The organism is Streptomyces sp. NBC_01214, assembly GCF_026340975.1.
Classification (GTDB): domain Bacteria; phylum Actinomycetota; class Actinomycetes; order Streptomycetales; family Streptomycetaceae; genus Streptomyces.
On sequence record NZ_JAPEOS010000001.1, the window covers coordinates 4,240,633 to 4,253,638 of the forward strand.

15 protein-coding genes and 1 pseudogene are annotated in these 13,006 nt (G+C 71.7%); 7 read left to right on the forward strand and 9 right to left on the reverse strand.

What is annotated here, in order from left to right; translation table 11 throughout:
- Window positions 1-30: 30 nt before the first annotated feature.
- The 3 genes from OG594_RS19940 to OG594_RS19950 all read right to left on the reverse strand — a co-directional run bounded on the left by OG594_RS19940 (window position 31) and on the right by OG594_RS19950 (window position 2,859).
- Window positions 31-1,569 carry a hypothetical protein gene (locus OG594_RS19940; RefSeq protein WP_266600778.1) on the reverse strand — a complete coding sequence of 513 codons (1,539 nt, stop codon included), beginning with the start codon at window positions 1,567-1,569 and terminating at the stop codon, window positions 31-33.
- Window positions 1,566-2,369 carry a hypothetical protein gene (locus OG594_RS19945; protein ID WP_266600779.1) on the reverse strand — a complete coding sequence of 268 codons (804 nt, stop codon included), beginning with the start codon at window positions 2,367-2,369 and terminating at the stop codon, window positions 1,566-1,568. Before OG594_RS19945 ends, OG594_RS19940 begins: the two co-directional genes overlap by 4 nt.
- 133 nt (window positions 2,370-2,502) lie before the next feature.
- Window positions 2,503-2,859, reverse strand: coding sequence for a DUF5763 domain-containing protein (locus OG594_RS19950; protein ID WP_266600781.1), 357 nt, complete (start codon window positions 2,857-2,859; stop codon window positions 2,503-2,505).
- A 215-nt stretch (window positions 2,860-3,074) separates the two neighbouring features.
- On the opposite strand from OG594_RS19950, the gene OG594_RS19955 reads away from it, so the two are divergent.
- Window positions 3,075-3,332, forward strand: coding sequence for a hypothetical protein (locus OG594_RS19955; RefSeq protein ID WP_266600783.1), 258 nt, complete (start codon window positions 3,075-3,077; stop codon window positions 3,330-3,332).
- Between the two features lie 1,029 nt (window positions 3,333-4,361).
- On the opposite strand, the gene OG594_RS19960 is transcribed toward OG594_RS19955, so the two are convergent.
- Complete coding sequence (locus OG594_RS19960; protein ID WP_266600785.1) at window positions 4,362-4,694, reverse strand: DUF6480 family protein; 333 nt, start codon at window positions 4,692-4,694, stop codon at window positions 4,362-4,364.
- A gap of 218 nt (window positions 4,695-4,912) precedes the next feature.
- Between OG594_RS19960 and OG594_RS19965 the strand changes: the two genes are divergently transcribed.
- Window positions 4,913-5,698 (forward strand): AraC family transcriptional regulator, encoded by a 786-nt coding sequence (locus tag OG594_RS19965; protein WP_266600787.1) that lies wholly within the window; start codon window positions 4,913-4,915, stop codon window positions 5,696-5,698.
- On the opposite strand, the gene OG594_RS19970 is transcribed toward OG594_RS19965, so the two are convergent.
- Together OG594_RS19970 and OG594_RS19975 are read right to left on the reverse strand one after the other, a co-directional pair.
- Window positions 5,645-6,400 (reverse strand): class I SAM-dependent methyltransferase, encoded by a 756-nt coding sequence (locus OG594_RS19970; RefSeq protein WP_266600789.1) that lies wholly within the window; start codon window positions 6,398-6,400, stop codon window positions 5,645-5,647. The two genes, OG594_RS19965 and OG594_RS19970, sit on opposite strands and share 54 nt — an antisense overlap.
- 161 nt (window positions 6,401-6,561) lie before the next feature.
- The gene (locus OG594_RS19975) at window positions 6,562-7,224 is read right to left on the reverse strand and encodes a deoxynucleoside kinase (RefSeq protein ID WP_266600791.1); all 663 of its coding nucleotides are present in this window, start codon (window positions 7,222-7,224) and stop codon (window positions 6,562-6,564) included.
- Between the two features lie 340 nt (window positions 7,225-7,564).
- On the opposite strand from OG594_RS19975, the gene OG594_RS19980 reads away from it, so the two are divergent.
- The 3 genes from OG594_RS19980 to OG594_RS19990 all read left to right on the forward strand — a co-directional run bounded on the left by OG594_RS19980 (window position 7,565) and on the right by OG594_RS19990 (window position 9,098).
- Window positions 7,565-7,744, forward strand: coding sequence for a hypothetical protein (locus tag OG594_RS19980; RefSeq protein WP_266600793.1), 180 nt, complete (start codon window positions 7,565-7,567; stop codon window positions 7,742-7,744).
- A 20-nt stretch (window positions 7,745-7,764) separates the two neighbouring features.
- On the forward strand, window positions 7,765-8,292 hold the full coding sequence (locus tag OG594_RS19985) for a hypothetical protein (RefSeq protein WP_266600795.1): 528 nt from the start codon (window positions 7,765-7,767) through the stop codon (window positions 8,290-8,292).
- A gap of 164 nt (window positions 8,293-8,456) precedes the next feature.
- A complete protein-coding gene (locus OG594_RS19990; protein WP_266600797.1) occupies window positions 8,457-9,098 on the forward strand; it encodes a GNAT family N-acetyltransferase in 642 nt (213 codons plus the stop codon).
- A gap of 251 nt (window positions 9,099-9,349) precedes the next feature.
- On the opposite strand, the gene OG594_RS19995 is transcribed toward OG594_RS19990, so the two are convergent.
- Window positions 9,350-10,294 carry an alpha/beta fold hydrolase gene (locus OG594_RS19995; RefSeq protein ID WP_266600799.1) on the reverse strand — a complete coding sequence of 315 codons (945 nt, stop codon included), beginning with the start codon at window positions 10,292-10,294 and terminating at the stop codon, window positions 9,350-9,352.
- A gap of 89 nt (window positions 10,295-10,383) precedes the next feature.
- Here OG594_RS19995 and OG594_RS20000 point away from each other — a divergent pair, with 89 nt between their 5' ends.
- Both OG594_RS20000 and OG594_RS20005 read left to right on the forward strand, forming a co-directional pair.
- Window positions 10,384-10,974: a TetR/AcrR family transcriptional regulator gene (locus OG594_RS20000; RefSeq protein WP_266600801.1), complete on the forward strand. Its 591-nt coding sequence runs from the start codon at window positions 10,384-10,386 to the stop codon at window positions 10,972-10,974.
- Between the two features lie 73 nt (window positions 10,975-11,047).
- A pseudogene (locus tag OG594_RS20005) lies at window positions 11,048-11,354 on the forward strand (IS1380 family transposase); the annotation flags it as partial.
- Window positions 11,355-11,489: 135 nt separating this feature from the next.
- Here the strand turns inward: OG594_RS20005 and OG594_RS20010 are convergent.
- Together OG594_RS20010 and OG594_RS20015 are read right to left on the reverse strand one after the other, a co-directional pair.
- Window positions 11,490-12,398, reverse strand: coding sequence for an Imm49 family immunity protein (locus OG594_RS20010; RefSeq protein WP_266600803.1), 909 nt, complete (start codon window positions 12,396-12,398; stop codon window positions 11,490-11,492).
- A 156-nt stretch (window positions 12,399-12,554) separates the two neighbouring features.
- Entirely contained in the window at window positions 12,555-12,989 is a 435-nt protein-coding gene (locus OG594_RS20015) for a hypothetical protein (RefSeq protein WP_266600805.1), read from the reverse strand.
- Between the last annotated feature and the right edge of the window lie 17 nt (window positions 12,990-13,006).

The window sequence follows — 13,006 nt, forward strand, 5'->3', positions numbered from 1 at the left end:
CCCGGCCCCGACCGCCATCGTGGCGGTCGGTCAGCGCGGCAGCCGGGCGGAGTCCAGCAAGGCGTGCAACCGTGCGCCCGCCAGCCCCGGGTTGGCCGCCGCGCCTTCGGCCGTCGCCGGGTCCTGGAGCAGCGTCTCCAGGGTGTCCGGGGAGAAGAGCGGGTTGGCCGCGGCCGCCCGGCGGACGTGCTCGTCCGGGTCCGTCAGCAGTTCCGCGGGAGCCCGTCCGGTCGGATCGGCGGCCGCCAGCGCCCGTACCTCCGGGTCCTCGTGCCCGAGCAGGTGGGCCAGCCCGGTCCGCGGCAACCGGGACTGCGCCAGCAGATGGGGGCGTTGGTCGGGGCGGGCGACGAAAGCCGCGAGGACGATCGCGGCCGGGGCCAGCGGATGCCAGGAGGCCAGCCGGTGACGCACCTCCTCGTCCGGGTCCCGCGCCAGCCGTCGTACCAGGTCGGCGGGGAGCGCGGGGCAGCGGGCGGCCGCCAGGCGCAGCACCACCTCCTCGGACGTCGCGCACGCCCGGTACCAGTCCGGGTCCGGCGTCTCGTACGGTTCCAGGATCAGACAGCAACATTCGAGCGGGCCCTCGCCCATCTCGTGGTCGACGGCCTCGCACTGTGCCCGGGTGCGGGGGAGCGGCTGTACCCGCGTACGGGTGCGCACCCGTGCGTCGGGGTCCTCGGCGAGCTCCGCCCACAGTGCGGGATCGAGGTCGGCCCGGGCGGCGACGCGTACGCGGACCGCGGGGTCCACGTCACGGGCGAGCCGGACCAGGGCGTAGCGGGGCGTGTACGGGTTGCCGGCGAGGCACCACCGGCTCTCCGGATCGGCCAGGCAGGCCTCGACGACGGCGTCCGACAGCGCGTAGTTGTTGAGGATCGACCACCGATGGTGGCAGGCCCTTTCCGGAAGCTCCGCCTCCATGGCCGCGGGGTCCGCCGTCCGCACATGGTGTTCGGCGCGCGCCCGGACGTCTGGGTGGGGGTCGGCCAGCAGCGCGTTCCGCTGCTCGGGGGTGAGCCCTGACCAGAGGTCGGTCGCGAGGGCCCGCAGTGCGGGGTGTGCGTGCCCCAACATCCGGTGCCGGAAGGAAGGGGGCATCTGGTACGAGGACACGAGCTCCCACGCGATCTCGTTGGCCGTGAGGTGCCCGGATTCGCCGCCGTCCTCGGCGGTCAGCAGGAAGGCGAGGGCGTCGTCGGGCAGCGGCCGGGGCTGGCGCGGGCGCGGGCGGGGTCCCGAGGCGACCTGCGCGCGGACGAGGGAGTGGGGGTCCTCGACCAGACGGGCGCGCTGGGCCGGTGGGACGTGGGGGTTGCGGGCGAAGGACCGGCGCACCCCGGCGTCCGGATGCGCGATCGCCGCGTCCATGACCTCCTGGGGGAGGGAGCGCTGCTCGCACAGGATCCGCCGGGCCTCCCCGGCGGCAGGGTCCAGCAGTCGCAGCAGGACGTCGGCCGGGGCTCCCGCGTTGGCCGCGACCCCGCGCAACCACATGTCTTCCAGGGCAGCGGTGGAGTCGTGCACGGCCTTCGGGTTCGAGTGCGGCCCGGCGGGGTGGCGCTTCACCGGTCACGGTCCCATCGCAGCGCGGCGAACGTGGCGGGGAACGCGATGAGTGCCCAGATGGCCACCGTCATGGCCGCTGCCGTCCAAGCGTCCCAGAGCGTGAGGGAGAAGTACGACACGACCATGGGTAGGACCACGATGGACAGGCCTTTCGCCCAGCCGAAGTCGACCCGTGGTGTGACGGGGCGCCCGGTGGCGTGGCAGCGGGCCCTGCGGGCACTGCCGAACGCGGCGATGAAGGCCAGCGCCGTCGTCCAGACGCAGATCAGCGTGAGCCCGACGTACATGGTGGCCTCGTCGGGCAGCCCGGGGAGCGTCTCGCTGGTTCCGCCCTGGCGCACGGAGACCTGGACGTCCCGCCAGGTGGTGACCTCCACCTCTCCGCCGGGCTTGACGAGATGCGCCAGGTCGCCGTTCGAACGGAGATCGAACGGTCGATCGGCGGGAGTCGGAACGGGGGCCTGCAGCCGCACCCGGAAGACGTCCGCGCCCTTGGGGCCGCTCTTGGCGTCCTGAGCGGAGCGGACGGTGGCGCGGATCGTGCGCAGGCAGTCGTCCGTCCCGCGCACCGCCTCCGCCACCGCCTCCGCCTCCGCCACCGCCTCCGCCTCCGCTTCGGCACACGGCCGGGCTCCCAGGAACGCCTCCTCCTCGGCTATCTGACCCGTGATCAGGCTGCCCACCGCAGTGGAGAGCCCCAGCAGTACCAGTCCCAGCAGTGTCCAGCCCAGCGCAAGCATCCGCTCGTGCCGGGCCCGGTACCGGGCCGCCTCCGGCTGTTCCGTCATGTCCAGTGCCACGTCGGTCTCCCCCCGTTGTCGCGCCGTGGGTCCGTCGACCCACTTTTTTCCCCCTGCCCGAACCCCCGTTCGGTGGCAGCACCTCGTCAACGACCCTACGCCGCTCCGCAGCACGCCCCGACCGTCGTGGGGCTCAGCCGAGATTGATGGTGCGGGCCACGAACGCCAGCGACAACCGGGTCCGAACCAGCTCTTCGGCAGTCGCGGCCTCGGGGGTCGAGGAGTTCTCCTCGACCGGGAAGAGGGGATCGGCTCCGGCCGACTCGTAGAGCGTGACCCATTCCAGGGCCGCTTCGACGGAAGCCTGTCGTCCTCCCCCGTGCCGGTCGCACGGACCGCCACCCGTCGCGATCGCGCAGGGCTTGCCCTTGGCGTTCAGTACCCGGCACCGCACCACTGGATCATGCGTGTGGCACAGACCCGACGGTCGCGCCTCGATCTGGCACCGCCCGCCCTGCTTCGTCGTCGCACGGCACTGATTCATGATCATGATCGCAAGGCTACTGGGCGCGCACCCGCTCCTCGCCGAGGCCCCCGGCCCCTGCCCCTGCCCCGGTCCGGCGGGGAGGCGCGACGCCGCGGACCTGGGCCGGTGAGGTGAACCCGTACGTCGGATGGCGGCGGGGCGGGTGGCAGCAGTGGCGGTCCGCCGGGGCGGACCCGAGGCTCTTTTCGGGAAACAAGAACGAGGAAGGGCAGCAGTCCATGCCGCATGCGAAAGAAGAGGGCGTCGCCGCACGCCCGATCGATACGGTGGACCAGCAACGGAGCCGAGCCGGACACCTGCGGGCCGCGATCACGCGGACCAATTTGATCCCGGCGTTCCTGGTGCTCACGGTCATGATGGTGGCCCTGTGGCTGACGGGCATGCCGTTCCTCCAGGCCCTGACGATCTCCACCGCAGTGAAGATCGCGGTTGCCCTGGTCGAACTCCGCCGGCTGCCCCGCCCGGTCGACGACTGACGCGCGGCGAGCCGGCACGGCCGCGCTGCGTTCCTGGTGGACCTGGCCCTCGACCCTGGTACGGTCGCCCGCCCGGACCGGTCGATCTGCTGACGTGCTTGGCCTGCGACGGTGGCGGGGACGGGGAGGGCGGGGACGGGAGCGGGGGTGGTGAGGCTGACTCCGCACGGGCGGGGGCCTGGTGGCAGCAACCGCCCCGCATCCGGAGCCTGTTCGACGACGGGGATCCTGGTACGGCGCGCCGCGCCACGGCTGATCGCCGACCGGACCGGACCCCTGCTGGAGCGGTGGCACGTGGAGACGGACCTCTCGGTCCGAGGGCCCTGTTGTTGGCGCTGGGCCGGGCCGCCGCTCACGAGGCACCCTCGGAGTCGACGGACGCCGAAGTGCGGGCCGCGCCGGACGGTCTCCTCCCCGGCGAGGACCCGGTGCTGCGGGTGGCGGCCGTGATCGCCGCAGCCCCTCTGGATCCGCGGGCGGCGCTGCGCGCTGGACGAGGCGTGGCGACCGCTGTGGTCCCGGCCCTCCGTGGCAGCAGCCGTCCTGCCCCGGCGGCCGGGCTGCTGGCCGACCCGGACGACGACGTGGGCTGCAAGGCTGCGCATCTGCTGGCGGTGCAGGCACACGGTGGCCCCGTACGTCGACCGGCTCGGGGACCCGCGCGCCCTGCCCGGATCCGTGGAGCGGCTCGTCGCGCCCTACCGGGACGTGCAGGTCGGGGCCATCCCCCGGGCGAACCACGGCAGCCGGACGTCGCCGACGTCCTCCGGCCGTTGCGCGCACACGCCGGAGACACGCGCGGGGTGGCTGGGTCGAGGACCTGCGGTGCTGGAGTACGCCGCCGAGGGGCAGGGGCAGCGGACGTTCACCGCCGCCCTTGATGCGCTCAACCACCACGGACGCCTCACGGCACTGGGGGCAGCGGACCGCCGGCACTCGGAGCACGGCGACTACCGGGCGGTTTCGATCGGGTGCTCGCGCTGCCGTAGCGCTGCCGGCGCGGACTTCCGAAGCGTGCAGGAGCCGTTCCTAGGCGGACCTGCGGCGCAGGGCCCGGCGGACCACGTACAGGACGACGAGCAGCACGACCACGACGACCACGACGATCAAGAGCTTCTTGAACAGCCCGCTCTTCTTCTTGCTCTTCTTGCCCTTCTTGCTCCCGGTGGTGGCCCGGACCTGGGACGACGTCGGTGCCTGGAGACCGGTTGCCACGCCGGCGCCGGCGAGGAGACCGCTCTGCGGGAGCGCCGCGGCGGCCGGGGCCTGGCGGACCGCCGGAGCGGCCGCCGAGGCGGTTGCCGCAGGGCCCAGTAGCAGCCCGGCGAGCACGAAGAGCGGAATGAGTGCCGCCGCGGCCATCGGGCGCTTCTTCGGAATGCAGTGCGTGCTGTTCGTTGTCACTGTTTCCCCTGTTCTCCCCTGCCCGGCCCGGTCCGGTGGGATCCGGAAGGCCGTGGCTTGGAAGCATCGTCGACGAGTTCGACCGCCCCGGCAAGGACTTGGAGACGGCGGGCGCGCTCGTAGGGGTGCCCGCCATCGGACCCGGGCGTGGGCGCAGACTCTGGCACCCTGGGCGCATGGGGACGGGGGACGGTCAGATGCGGGGTGCGGGACGGGAGTTGGGGCCGGGATTCGGGGTGGGGGAGGGGTACGCGTGGTACCGGGGGGTGTCGCCCGGAGGGTCCGTCCATCGGCACGCCGCCTTCCAGCTCGTCCTGGCGCCCCGGGGCGAGGCGGCGCTCGCCGGGGCGGACGGCAGGGTCGTGCGGGGAGCGGCGCTGCTCGTCCCGCCCATGACCGCGCACCGGATGCTGTCGGCGGGGGACCTGCTCACCGTCTTCGTCGAGCCGCACTCGGCCTTGGCCGACCGGTTGCGCGGGCGGTGTGGTTCCGGTTCGGGGATCGTGGCGGTGCCCGAGCTGCGCCGGCTCGACGAGGCCGAGCTCGGTCGGGCGGCGGCGCTGCCCTCGACCGGGCTGGACCCGCGGCTGCTCGCCGCGGGGGCCCTGCTGGAGGGGCGGGCGGGCGAGGAGGAGCCGGTCCCGATGGAGCTGGTCGCGGCCCGGGTGGGGCTGTCGCCGCAGCGGCTTCGAGCCCTGGCCCGGCAGCAGCTGGGCATGCCGCTGGCGCGGCGGCGCATCTGGCTGAAGCTGCGCCGGAGCGCGGAGGCCCTGGGGGAGGGGCGCAGCCCGGTCGAGGCCGCGGCCGCCGGAGGCTTCGCCGATCAGGCCCACCTCACCCGCCGGATGCGGGAGATGATCGGGATGACTCCGGCGGCCGTGCTGCGGGTGATGCAGGTGTCGTCGGCGTCAGCCGCCGGCGCGCCGGGCGACGTACACCGAAATGGACCCGGTGACGGTTGAGACGACCTCGGCCTCGCGGACCCGGTCGAATCCGGCCTCGGTGATGAGGGAGGGCAGGATGCCGTCGGCGTTGGGCTGGGTGTCGGCCCGACCGTCGGCGAGCTGGACGACGCGGAACGCGGTGCGCATCAGACGGGTGCGCTGGAGGCCGTAGTCGGCCAGGACCAGCCGGCCGCCGGGCCGCAGCACGGTGTGCAGTGCGGCCAGGATCGCCCGTTTCATCGGCAGCGGGCACTGGTGGAGGACGAGGCTGGAGACGGCGGTGTCCGCGCTGCCCGCGCCGAGTCGGTCCGCCAGTTCGTCGCCCATGCCCTGGCGCCAGTCGATGGGTGCGCCCGCGGCCCGGGCCTTGCGGCGGGCGACGGTCAGGATGCGGGGGTCCGGGTCGATGCCGATGATGTGGGCGGCGGGTTCGATGCGGTGCAGGAGCAGGGCCTGGGAGCCGGTGCCGCAGCCGACGTCGACGATCACCTCTTCCGGCCGCGGAGCCACGTGCATGGCCAACAGGCCGCGCCAGAGCCGCTCGCGCACCAGGGCGGCTACGGGGTCGTAGAGGCTGGTGGGGGCGAAGCGGCCCGCGGCGGGTGTGAACGCTCGGACCGCGTGCGCGGTGTCGCGGGGCCCGGACCCGGCGGCTCCGGGAGGTGCGGGAGGCGCGGAGGGCTGACGGCGGGGGCCGGGGGTTTCGCTGGACTGGGTCATGACCGCAGTGTCCGGCGCCCGGGCGGCACCGGTCTTGTACGAACCGCTCGCCCCGGGACCGTCGCCCGGGGCCGTCGCCCGGAGCCTGCGCGGTGCACCGGGGAGCCCTCGACCAAGTACGAGCTCCGTTCGACGGCGGACCGTGAACGGAGCTCGCGAGCTCAGCGCCGGTGTGCGACCGCCGCCAGGGTGTCCTTGACTTCCTGCACCACGCGGGCCGCGTCCTCGGGGTTGTTCACCACATCCGTGTGGTTCATGTCGATGACGAGGACCTCGCTGGCCGAGTAGTACTTGTGCACCCAGTCGTCGTAGCCGGACCACAGCGTCCGGTAGTACTCGACGAGGCTCTCGTCCTGTTCGAAGCCGCGGCCCCGCAGCCCGATGCGGTGCAGCACCGTCTCGAAGTCCGCCTTGAGGTAGACCATGAGATCGGGTGCCTTGCGGTACGGCAGGCCGTCGATCTCGCGCATCATCTCGCCCAGCAGCCCCTCGTACACCTGCATTTCGAGGGAGCTGATCCGGCCCAGGTCGTGATTGACCTTGGCGAAGTACCAGTCCTCGTAGATGGACCGGTCGAGGACGTTGTCCCCCTGCTTGTACGCCTCCTTGATCGAGGCGAACCGCGTCTGCAGGAAGTAGAGCTGGAGCAGGAAGGGGTAGCGCTTCGCCTGGATCTCTTCGGGGCTCGCCGTGTAGAAGAGCGGGAGGATCGGATTGTCATCCACGCTCTCGTAGAAGACGTCGCTGCCCAGCTCCTTGGCGAGCAGCTCCGCCACACTCGTCTTGCCGATGCCGATCATGCCTCCGACGCAGATCACTGGCATACCTCACTTCTCCCTGGGGGTCTTCTGTTCGTGGGCGGGTGGGCCGTGCGCCCCACACCACTGAGACGCACGCCGGCGGTCACGCGATTCCCCGGGATCTTCATGATCAGCGTCATGTGGTCGCCGTCCGGACCAGGGCCCTGACTCGGGCTGGTCTCCTTGACCGGTCGGCCCGGCCGTTCCGCAGCTGCCGCGCAGAGCGACGAGCCGCAGCCCAACGGCCGCCTTGAATCTTAAATGACGATCAGCCTCCTGCCGGCCAGGGCGCCGGTACCCTCCGTCGCCCGCTCGCCGCGGTGAAACGATCGTCCTGGGCCGGGGCTGCCCTAGCGCTGATGGGATGCGCACCCTGTTGGCAGGTCCGGCGGCCCTCGCCGCCGTGCTGCTCGTCGCCCCCGCCCCGGCCCGGGTGCACGCCGCCCCGCCGGCGCCGTGCACCGCGAAGTCCGGCAGCGACGCCACCGAGACGCGTGAGGACAGCTCGGTCGACGACGGCGAGATCCGGCGGCCACGGACCTGATCCGCTGCAACAAGGCGCGCATGGACACCTACGACGCTGCCACCCGCCGGATGGTCGCCGCCCAGGAGGCCGGGACCGTGCACGCCGTGTGCGGCCCCGACCTCGGCCGCGACGAGGTCGTCGCGGCGCAGTCCAAGGCCGTGGCCGTCGTCGAGGCCGTCGAGAACACCAGCTACCGGGAGGACGGGGGCAGCGCCTACCTGACGACCCGGGTGAAGACCTTGGAACCCCTCAAGGGCGAGTTCGGTGACGTCCTCCGCGTCACGCAGGGCGTGAAGAACGGCGGCACCCCGGGCCGGTACGCCACGGAGGACCCGGACCGCAACGCGGTGCTGGAGCCCGGCCGCCAGTACGTCATCGCGGTCCAGTCCGGATCGACTGCGGGCACTGTGGGCACTGCGGGCACCGAAGGCACCGCGGCGTGGGCGTGGTACGCCGAGCCGGCCCGACGGGGCGTCGCCGGGGAACGGGAGCACTGGCAGGAGGCCCTGACCAGTCCGCCCCAAGCGGCCGTGGACAGCGGCTGCGAGGACGTGCAGGCGGGCTGATGTCCGGCGGCCGGGACGGCCCGGAGGGCGACCCGGGGAAAAGTACGGGGTCCCTCCGGAGCCCCTTCTAGGGGCGTCTATAGTTAGGGCACCCTAATCTTCGGGTCGTGCGAGTGCTCCCCGCCCTCGCCGCTCCTTGCCGACCGAGCAGAAACGGAACCCGTATGAGACCCGAGTCCACTCCCCTCGTCTCCCCGCGCGCGGACGTCCTGACCGAGACCGTCGAGGGTTTCGGTACGGTCCGCTTCACCTCGGTCGACCCCGTAGCGGACTCCGCCGTGCTGCACTCCTGGGTCGTCGAGGAGCGCGCGCAGTTCTGGGGCATGAACGGCGCCAGCCGGGAACTGGTCCAGGAGATCTACGAGGACGTGGACCGCCGCGACACGCACCACGCGTACATGGTCCGGCTGGACGACGAGCCCGTGGCGCTCTTCCAGACGTACGAGCCCACCGAGGACCGGGTCAGCTACTGCTACGAGGCGCGCGAGGGCGACATCGGCGTCCACCTGATGCTGGCCCCGGCGGCGGGCCGGCCCCGGCCCGGATTCAGCAGGACCCTGATCGGGTCGCTCATTCGGTTCGCCTTCCGCGACCCGGCCGTCCTGCGCGCGGTGGCCGAACCCGACGCCTCCAACGCCAAGGCGCTTGCCCTGCTGAACCGGCTCGGCTTCGTCCGACAGGGCGAGATCACCCTCCCGGAGATCGACCTGCCCGAGGTGTACCTCCCGGAGAAGCGGGCCGTGCTCGCGTTCCTCGACCGCCCCGCCGTACTCCCGGCCGCCGTGGCCGTCGTCCACCAGGACTGACGTCGCCGTTTCGGTTGACATGAGGCCGGTTGGCGGCCGAGAACGCGAAAGTGCCTTCTGATCTGGGGCGATGAACCTTGTCGAGGGGTTCTTTCGGTCCGGCTGGAAGGCACTTTCTCCGTGCAGGAAGGGCATCGGTTCGCGTCCCTGGCGTTATGTCTCCGCCGACGGTGCAGGAGCGGTGGGTCATGCCGGGGCGCGGCTGCCGGCTGATCGCGCCGACGTCACCGCACTGACCGGCGCGTCGCGAACTACTCGACGCGCTCGCGATCGATGAACGCGGTCAACGCGTCCACAGTTGCGTCGGGCTGCTCGTCGGGAATGAAGTGTCCGGCTCGTGGGATGACGACACCGGTCGCGTTCTCTGCCCACGGACTGACCGAGGCGGCCATGTCGGGGATCGAGCCGTGGGAGCTGGAGATTCCCAGGACCGGGACGGTCAAGTGTCCCCGTTCGAGGGCGTCATGATTCTTACGCGCTGATTCCGCGGCGTCGCGGTAGTAGGCGAGAGACGCTGAAAGCCCTCCCTCGGCCGCGATGGCGGCGGCGTAATGGTCGATCTCGGCGCCGTCGAAGGTGTTCGGGGACAGGGCTTTGACCTTCAAGAACCAGCCGACGTAGTCACGCTCGCGGCCGGTGAGCAGGGTCTCGGGCAGTTCGGGCACCAAGTGGAAGGCGAAGTGCCAGGTCTTCCAGGCCTGGTCGGGGTCCGTTGGGACGGAGCCCGGGAGGGTGATTCCGGGAATGCCGGCGTCAAGCAGGGCGACACCATGCAGGCGCTCTTCGTACTTCAGGGCCAGCGAGAAGGCAACCCAGGCCCCGATGTCGTGGGCGACGAGCCAGTACTTCGGCACGTTGAGCGCGGTCAGCGCGGCCTGGACGCGCGAAGCGACGGTGTGCGTGTCGTAGCCCCCTTGAGGGCGGTCGGAGTGGCCCTGCCCCGGCAGGTCGATCGCGATCACGTGGAATCGCTCCGCAAGACCCGGCATCACCTTTCGCCAAGCCCACCAGGTCTGCGGGAATCCGGCGAGCAGGACGACGGTGGGGCCGGCTGGCCGGCCGCCTTCCACGGCATGAAGTCGGATTCCTTCCGCGTCGACCCAGCGGTGAGTGAAACCCGCAAGGTCGTACAGCGGCAACCCGGGGACCGGGTTCTGGTCGCAGGAGCGGCTCGGGGCCACGGCGTCGTCGATCATGGTGTGAGCCCACTTCATCTTGAACTGATCAGTTCAAGATAGGATGGGTAGGGCCACGACGGCTGGTACTAGAACGAGGTGCATGCGTGATGGCCGGGAAGAAGCAGTTCGACGTGGGCATCGCGCTCGATGCGGCGATGGTCCAGTTCTGGCGGGCCGGATATGCCGACACGTCTCTCGACGACCTCTCGAGGGCGACCGGATTGAACCGCAGTTCCATCTACTCCTCGTTCGGCGACAAAGACTCGCTCTACCTGCGCTGCCTGGACCGCTACGCCGCGCGGTACGGAAACAGGTACGACCAGGCGCTGTCATGCGCGTCCGAGGAACCGCTCCAGGCGGTACGGGCGTTCTTCGAGGTCACTCTGCAGCGCATCAGCGACCCTGACGTTCCTGATGGCTGCCTGATCGCCCAGACCGCGATGGCGGCACCGGCGCTCAGCCCCACCATCGCCGCACGCGCGCTCGAAGCTCTGGACCTTCAGCGTGCGCGGCTGCGGACCGCCTTGAACGCCGCGCAGTTGACCGAAGGCGATGCCGACGACTTCGCGGTTCACATAACGGCGGTCAACCAGTCGCTGGCCGTGATGAGCAAGACCAGGGCGAGCCAGAAGCAGCTCCGCACGGTCATCGACATCAGCATGAGTGCGCTCTCGCACGCCTTGCATGCCCGGAGCTGACCTCGCCGCTTCGCCCGGGTGCGGCGGCTGCTGGGGTGGGGGCCGTTGGTGATGCCGGAGCACGGTTGCTGGCGGATCTCGACCACGCGGGACCGGACGTGATCCGGGACGGATCGCCACCGACCTGGCGGTGATGCTCGCCGACGGCGGCGAGCCCATCGCGGACCTGGCCGTGCTGCGGGACCGGGCCGAGGTGTTCGGCCCGGTCGCCTCGACACCGACGGCCCGGCGGTTGCTCGCCAACATCGACGAGCGGGCACTGGCTTCGCTGCAAGCGGCCCGTGCTTCGGCTCGGGAGGTCGCCTGGATGCAGGCCAGCCGAGATCGGTGAGGGGATGCCCGTCGCCCTGGTCGCAGGACGCGTCCTGCCCGGCCTCGTCCGAGCTGACCGGCATGGTCGATCCAAGCGGCTACCCAGCCGGTACCCGGATCGTCGTGCGCCGCGAGCGGCCGCACCCCGGAGCCCAACTGTCCCTGTTCGACCCCTGTTCGACCAGGGCGAGGCCCGGTCGGCCCTACTCGCCCGGGGCGCGCAGCAGGTCCGCCGGCAGGTAGCCGGAGCGCACGTTCAGTTCCCAGCCGTGTGCCTGTACGGCGAGGGCGGCCAGGGCGACGGCCGTGACCGGCAGCAGCGTCCTCGGCGCGGCATCCGGACCGGCGCCGTCGCGGTGTTCGAGGAGACGGTTGGTCAGGGCCTGCTCGAACGCGGGCTGGTCGTCGTCGAGGAGTACGCGCAGCAGCCGCTGGTCGGCGGTCAGCGCGCCCGCCCCGTCGAGCCGCGCGGCGGCCGCGGCGCGCTCCTCCGCGTCGGGTTTGCGCAGGGGCGGCACCCCGGACGCGACCCAGGGCGACCTGGTCGTCTCCACCAGGTGGAGGTAGGCGCAGAGCGCGTCCATCTCGGCGAGTTCAGCCGGGTCGGAGACCGAGCTCAGGGACGAGTAGGGCAGTCCGGCGTGGAACATCGGCGCGTAATCGGTCTTCAGCAGGGGACCGATCACCCGGGCCTGTTCCCAGACGAGGCCGGTGATCACGCTCAGGGTGAAGGCGTCCACCCAGACCTGTGCCGTGGGTGCCTGGTCGACCGAGTCGCCGAAGTCGAAGTCCTCGCTGCTGAGCTCCTCGCCGATGAGGGGGAAGAAGACCTCGTAGTCCCCGCCGGGGCACGTTCCGAGCGTCAGGGCACCGAGCGCGCACTCCGCCGCGGTCCGCAGGGCCAGCCGGCCCTGCGCGCCCTCCAGTTGCGGATCCTGGAGGGTGAGGGCGCCGACGTGGTCCAGGAGTTCGGCGCCCGTCTCCTGGATCCCCTTGATGGAGAGGACGTCGTAGCGAAGCCGGTGCCAGCGGCCGAAGGTCCGCCCGTCGATGTCCTCCAGGGCTCGACCCGTCCGCTCCTCGCCGACCTCGTGACGCGCTATGTCCCGCACGGTGGACACCCTTCCTCGTTGCCGATCTTCAAGGGACCCATCTTCTCCGATGCGGCAGCCCGTTGTGCGGGGCCGGGGCGGGTGTCGAGGCGAAGGCACCGCCCGAAGGCACCAACACCGCAGCGGCCGTGGCCCCTTGCTTGCGGACGTGAACTCCTACGCGACCCAGCAGTAGACGCCCCGGTCCTGACGACGGGCGCCGCTGACGAGAGCCGCCAGGTCGCCCACGATTTGGTCGGCGATCTCCGTGTCGATGAACTCGCCGTCCGCCGCACGGAGCCGGACCCACGAGGCAGCGATGTCACGCAACCCGGACGGTTCGGCGTCCGCGAGTGCGGCGGACAGGCCGGGCGAGAGGGCGAAGACGACACGTCCGCCGTCGTCCTCGCCGGCGACGATGCGCGGCTCGCCGGCTTCGACGAGTTCCTCGAAGCTGCCGCCGGCGAGAAGGCCCTCCCATTCGACGACGGCCTCCTCGGGGTCGAAGTTGCCGAAGGAGACCGACTCGGATGCGTGTGCCGGGCCGGTCTGTAGGACCAGAGCGGCCGCGGTGTCGTCCGGAGCCACGAAGAACGTAACGATGTTGCTCACCCGGGCATCATGCCGGA

Excerpts from the sequence above, each read along its gene's own strand:
- OG594_RS19950 (WP_266600781.1), bottom strand. The coding sequence starts at position 2,859 with ATGATCATGAATCAGTGCCGTGCGACGACGAAGCAGGGCGGGCGGTGC.
- OG594_RS19955 (WP_266600783.1), top strand. The coding sequence starts at position 3,075 with ATGCCGCATGCGAAAGAAGAGGGCGTCGCCGCACGCCCGATCGATACG.
- OG594_RS19965 (WP_266600787.1), top strand. The coding sequence starts at position 4,913 with ATGGGGACGGGGGACGGTCAGATGCGGGGTGCGGGACGGGAGTTGGGG.
- OG594_RS20000 (WP_266600801.1), top strand. The coding sequence starts at position 10,384 with ATGGCCGGGAAGAAGCAGTTCGACGTGGGCATCGCGCTCGATGCGGCG.
- OG594_RS19975 (WP_266600791.1), bottom strand. The coding sequence starts at position 7,224 with ATGCCAGTGATCTGCGTCGGAGGCATGATCGGCATCGGCAAGACGAGT.
- OG594_RS19985 (WP_266600795.1), top strand. The coding sequence starts at position 7,765 with ATGGACACCTACGACGCTGCCACCCGCCGGATGGTCGCCGCCCAGGAG.
- OG594_RS19995 (WP_266600799.1), bottom strand. The coding sequence starts at position 10,294 with ATGATCGACGACGCCGTGGCCCCGAGCCGCTCCTGCGACCAGAACCCG.
- OG594_RS19960 (WP_266600785.1), bottom strand. The coding sequence starts at position 4,694 with ATGGCCGCGGCGGCACTCATTCCGCTCTTCGTGCTCGCCGGGCTGCTA.
- OG594_RS19980 (WP_266600793.1), top strand. The coding sequence starts at position 7,565 with ATGCGCACCCTGTTGGCAGGTCCGGCGGCCCTCGCCGCCGTGCTGCTC.
- OG594_RS19990 (WP_266600797.1), top strand. The coding sequence starts at position 8,457 with ATGAGACCCGAGTCCACTCCCCTCGTCTCCCCGCGCGCGGACGTCCTG.
- OG594_RS19970 (WP_266600789.1), bottom strand. The coding sequence starts at position 6,400 with ATGACCCAGTCCAGCGAAACCCCCGGCCCCCGCCGTCAGCCCTCCGCG.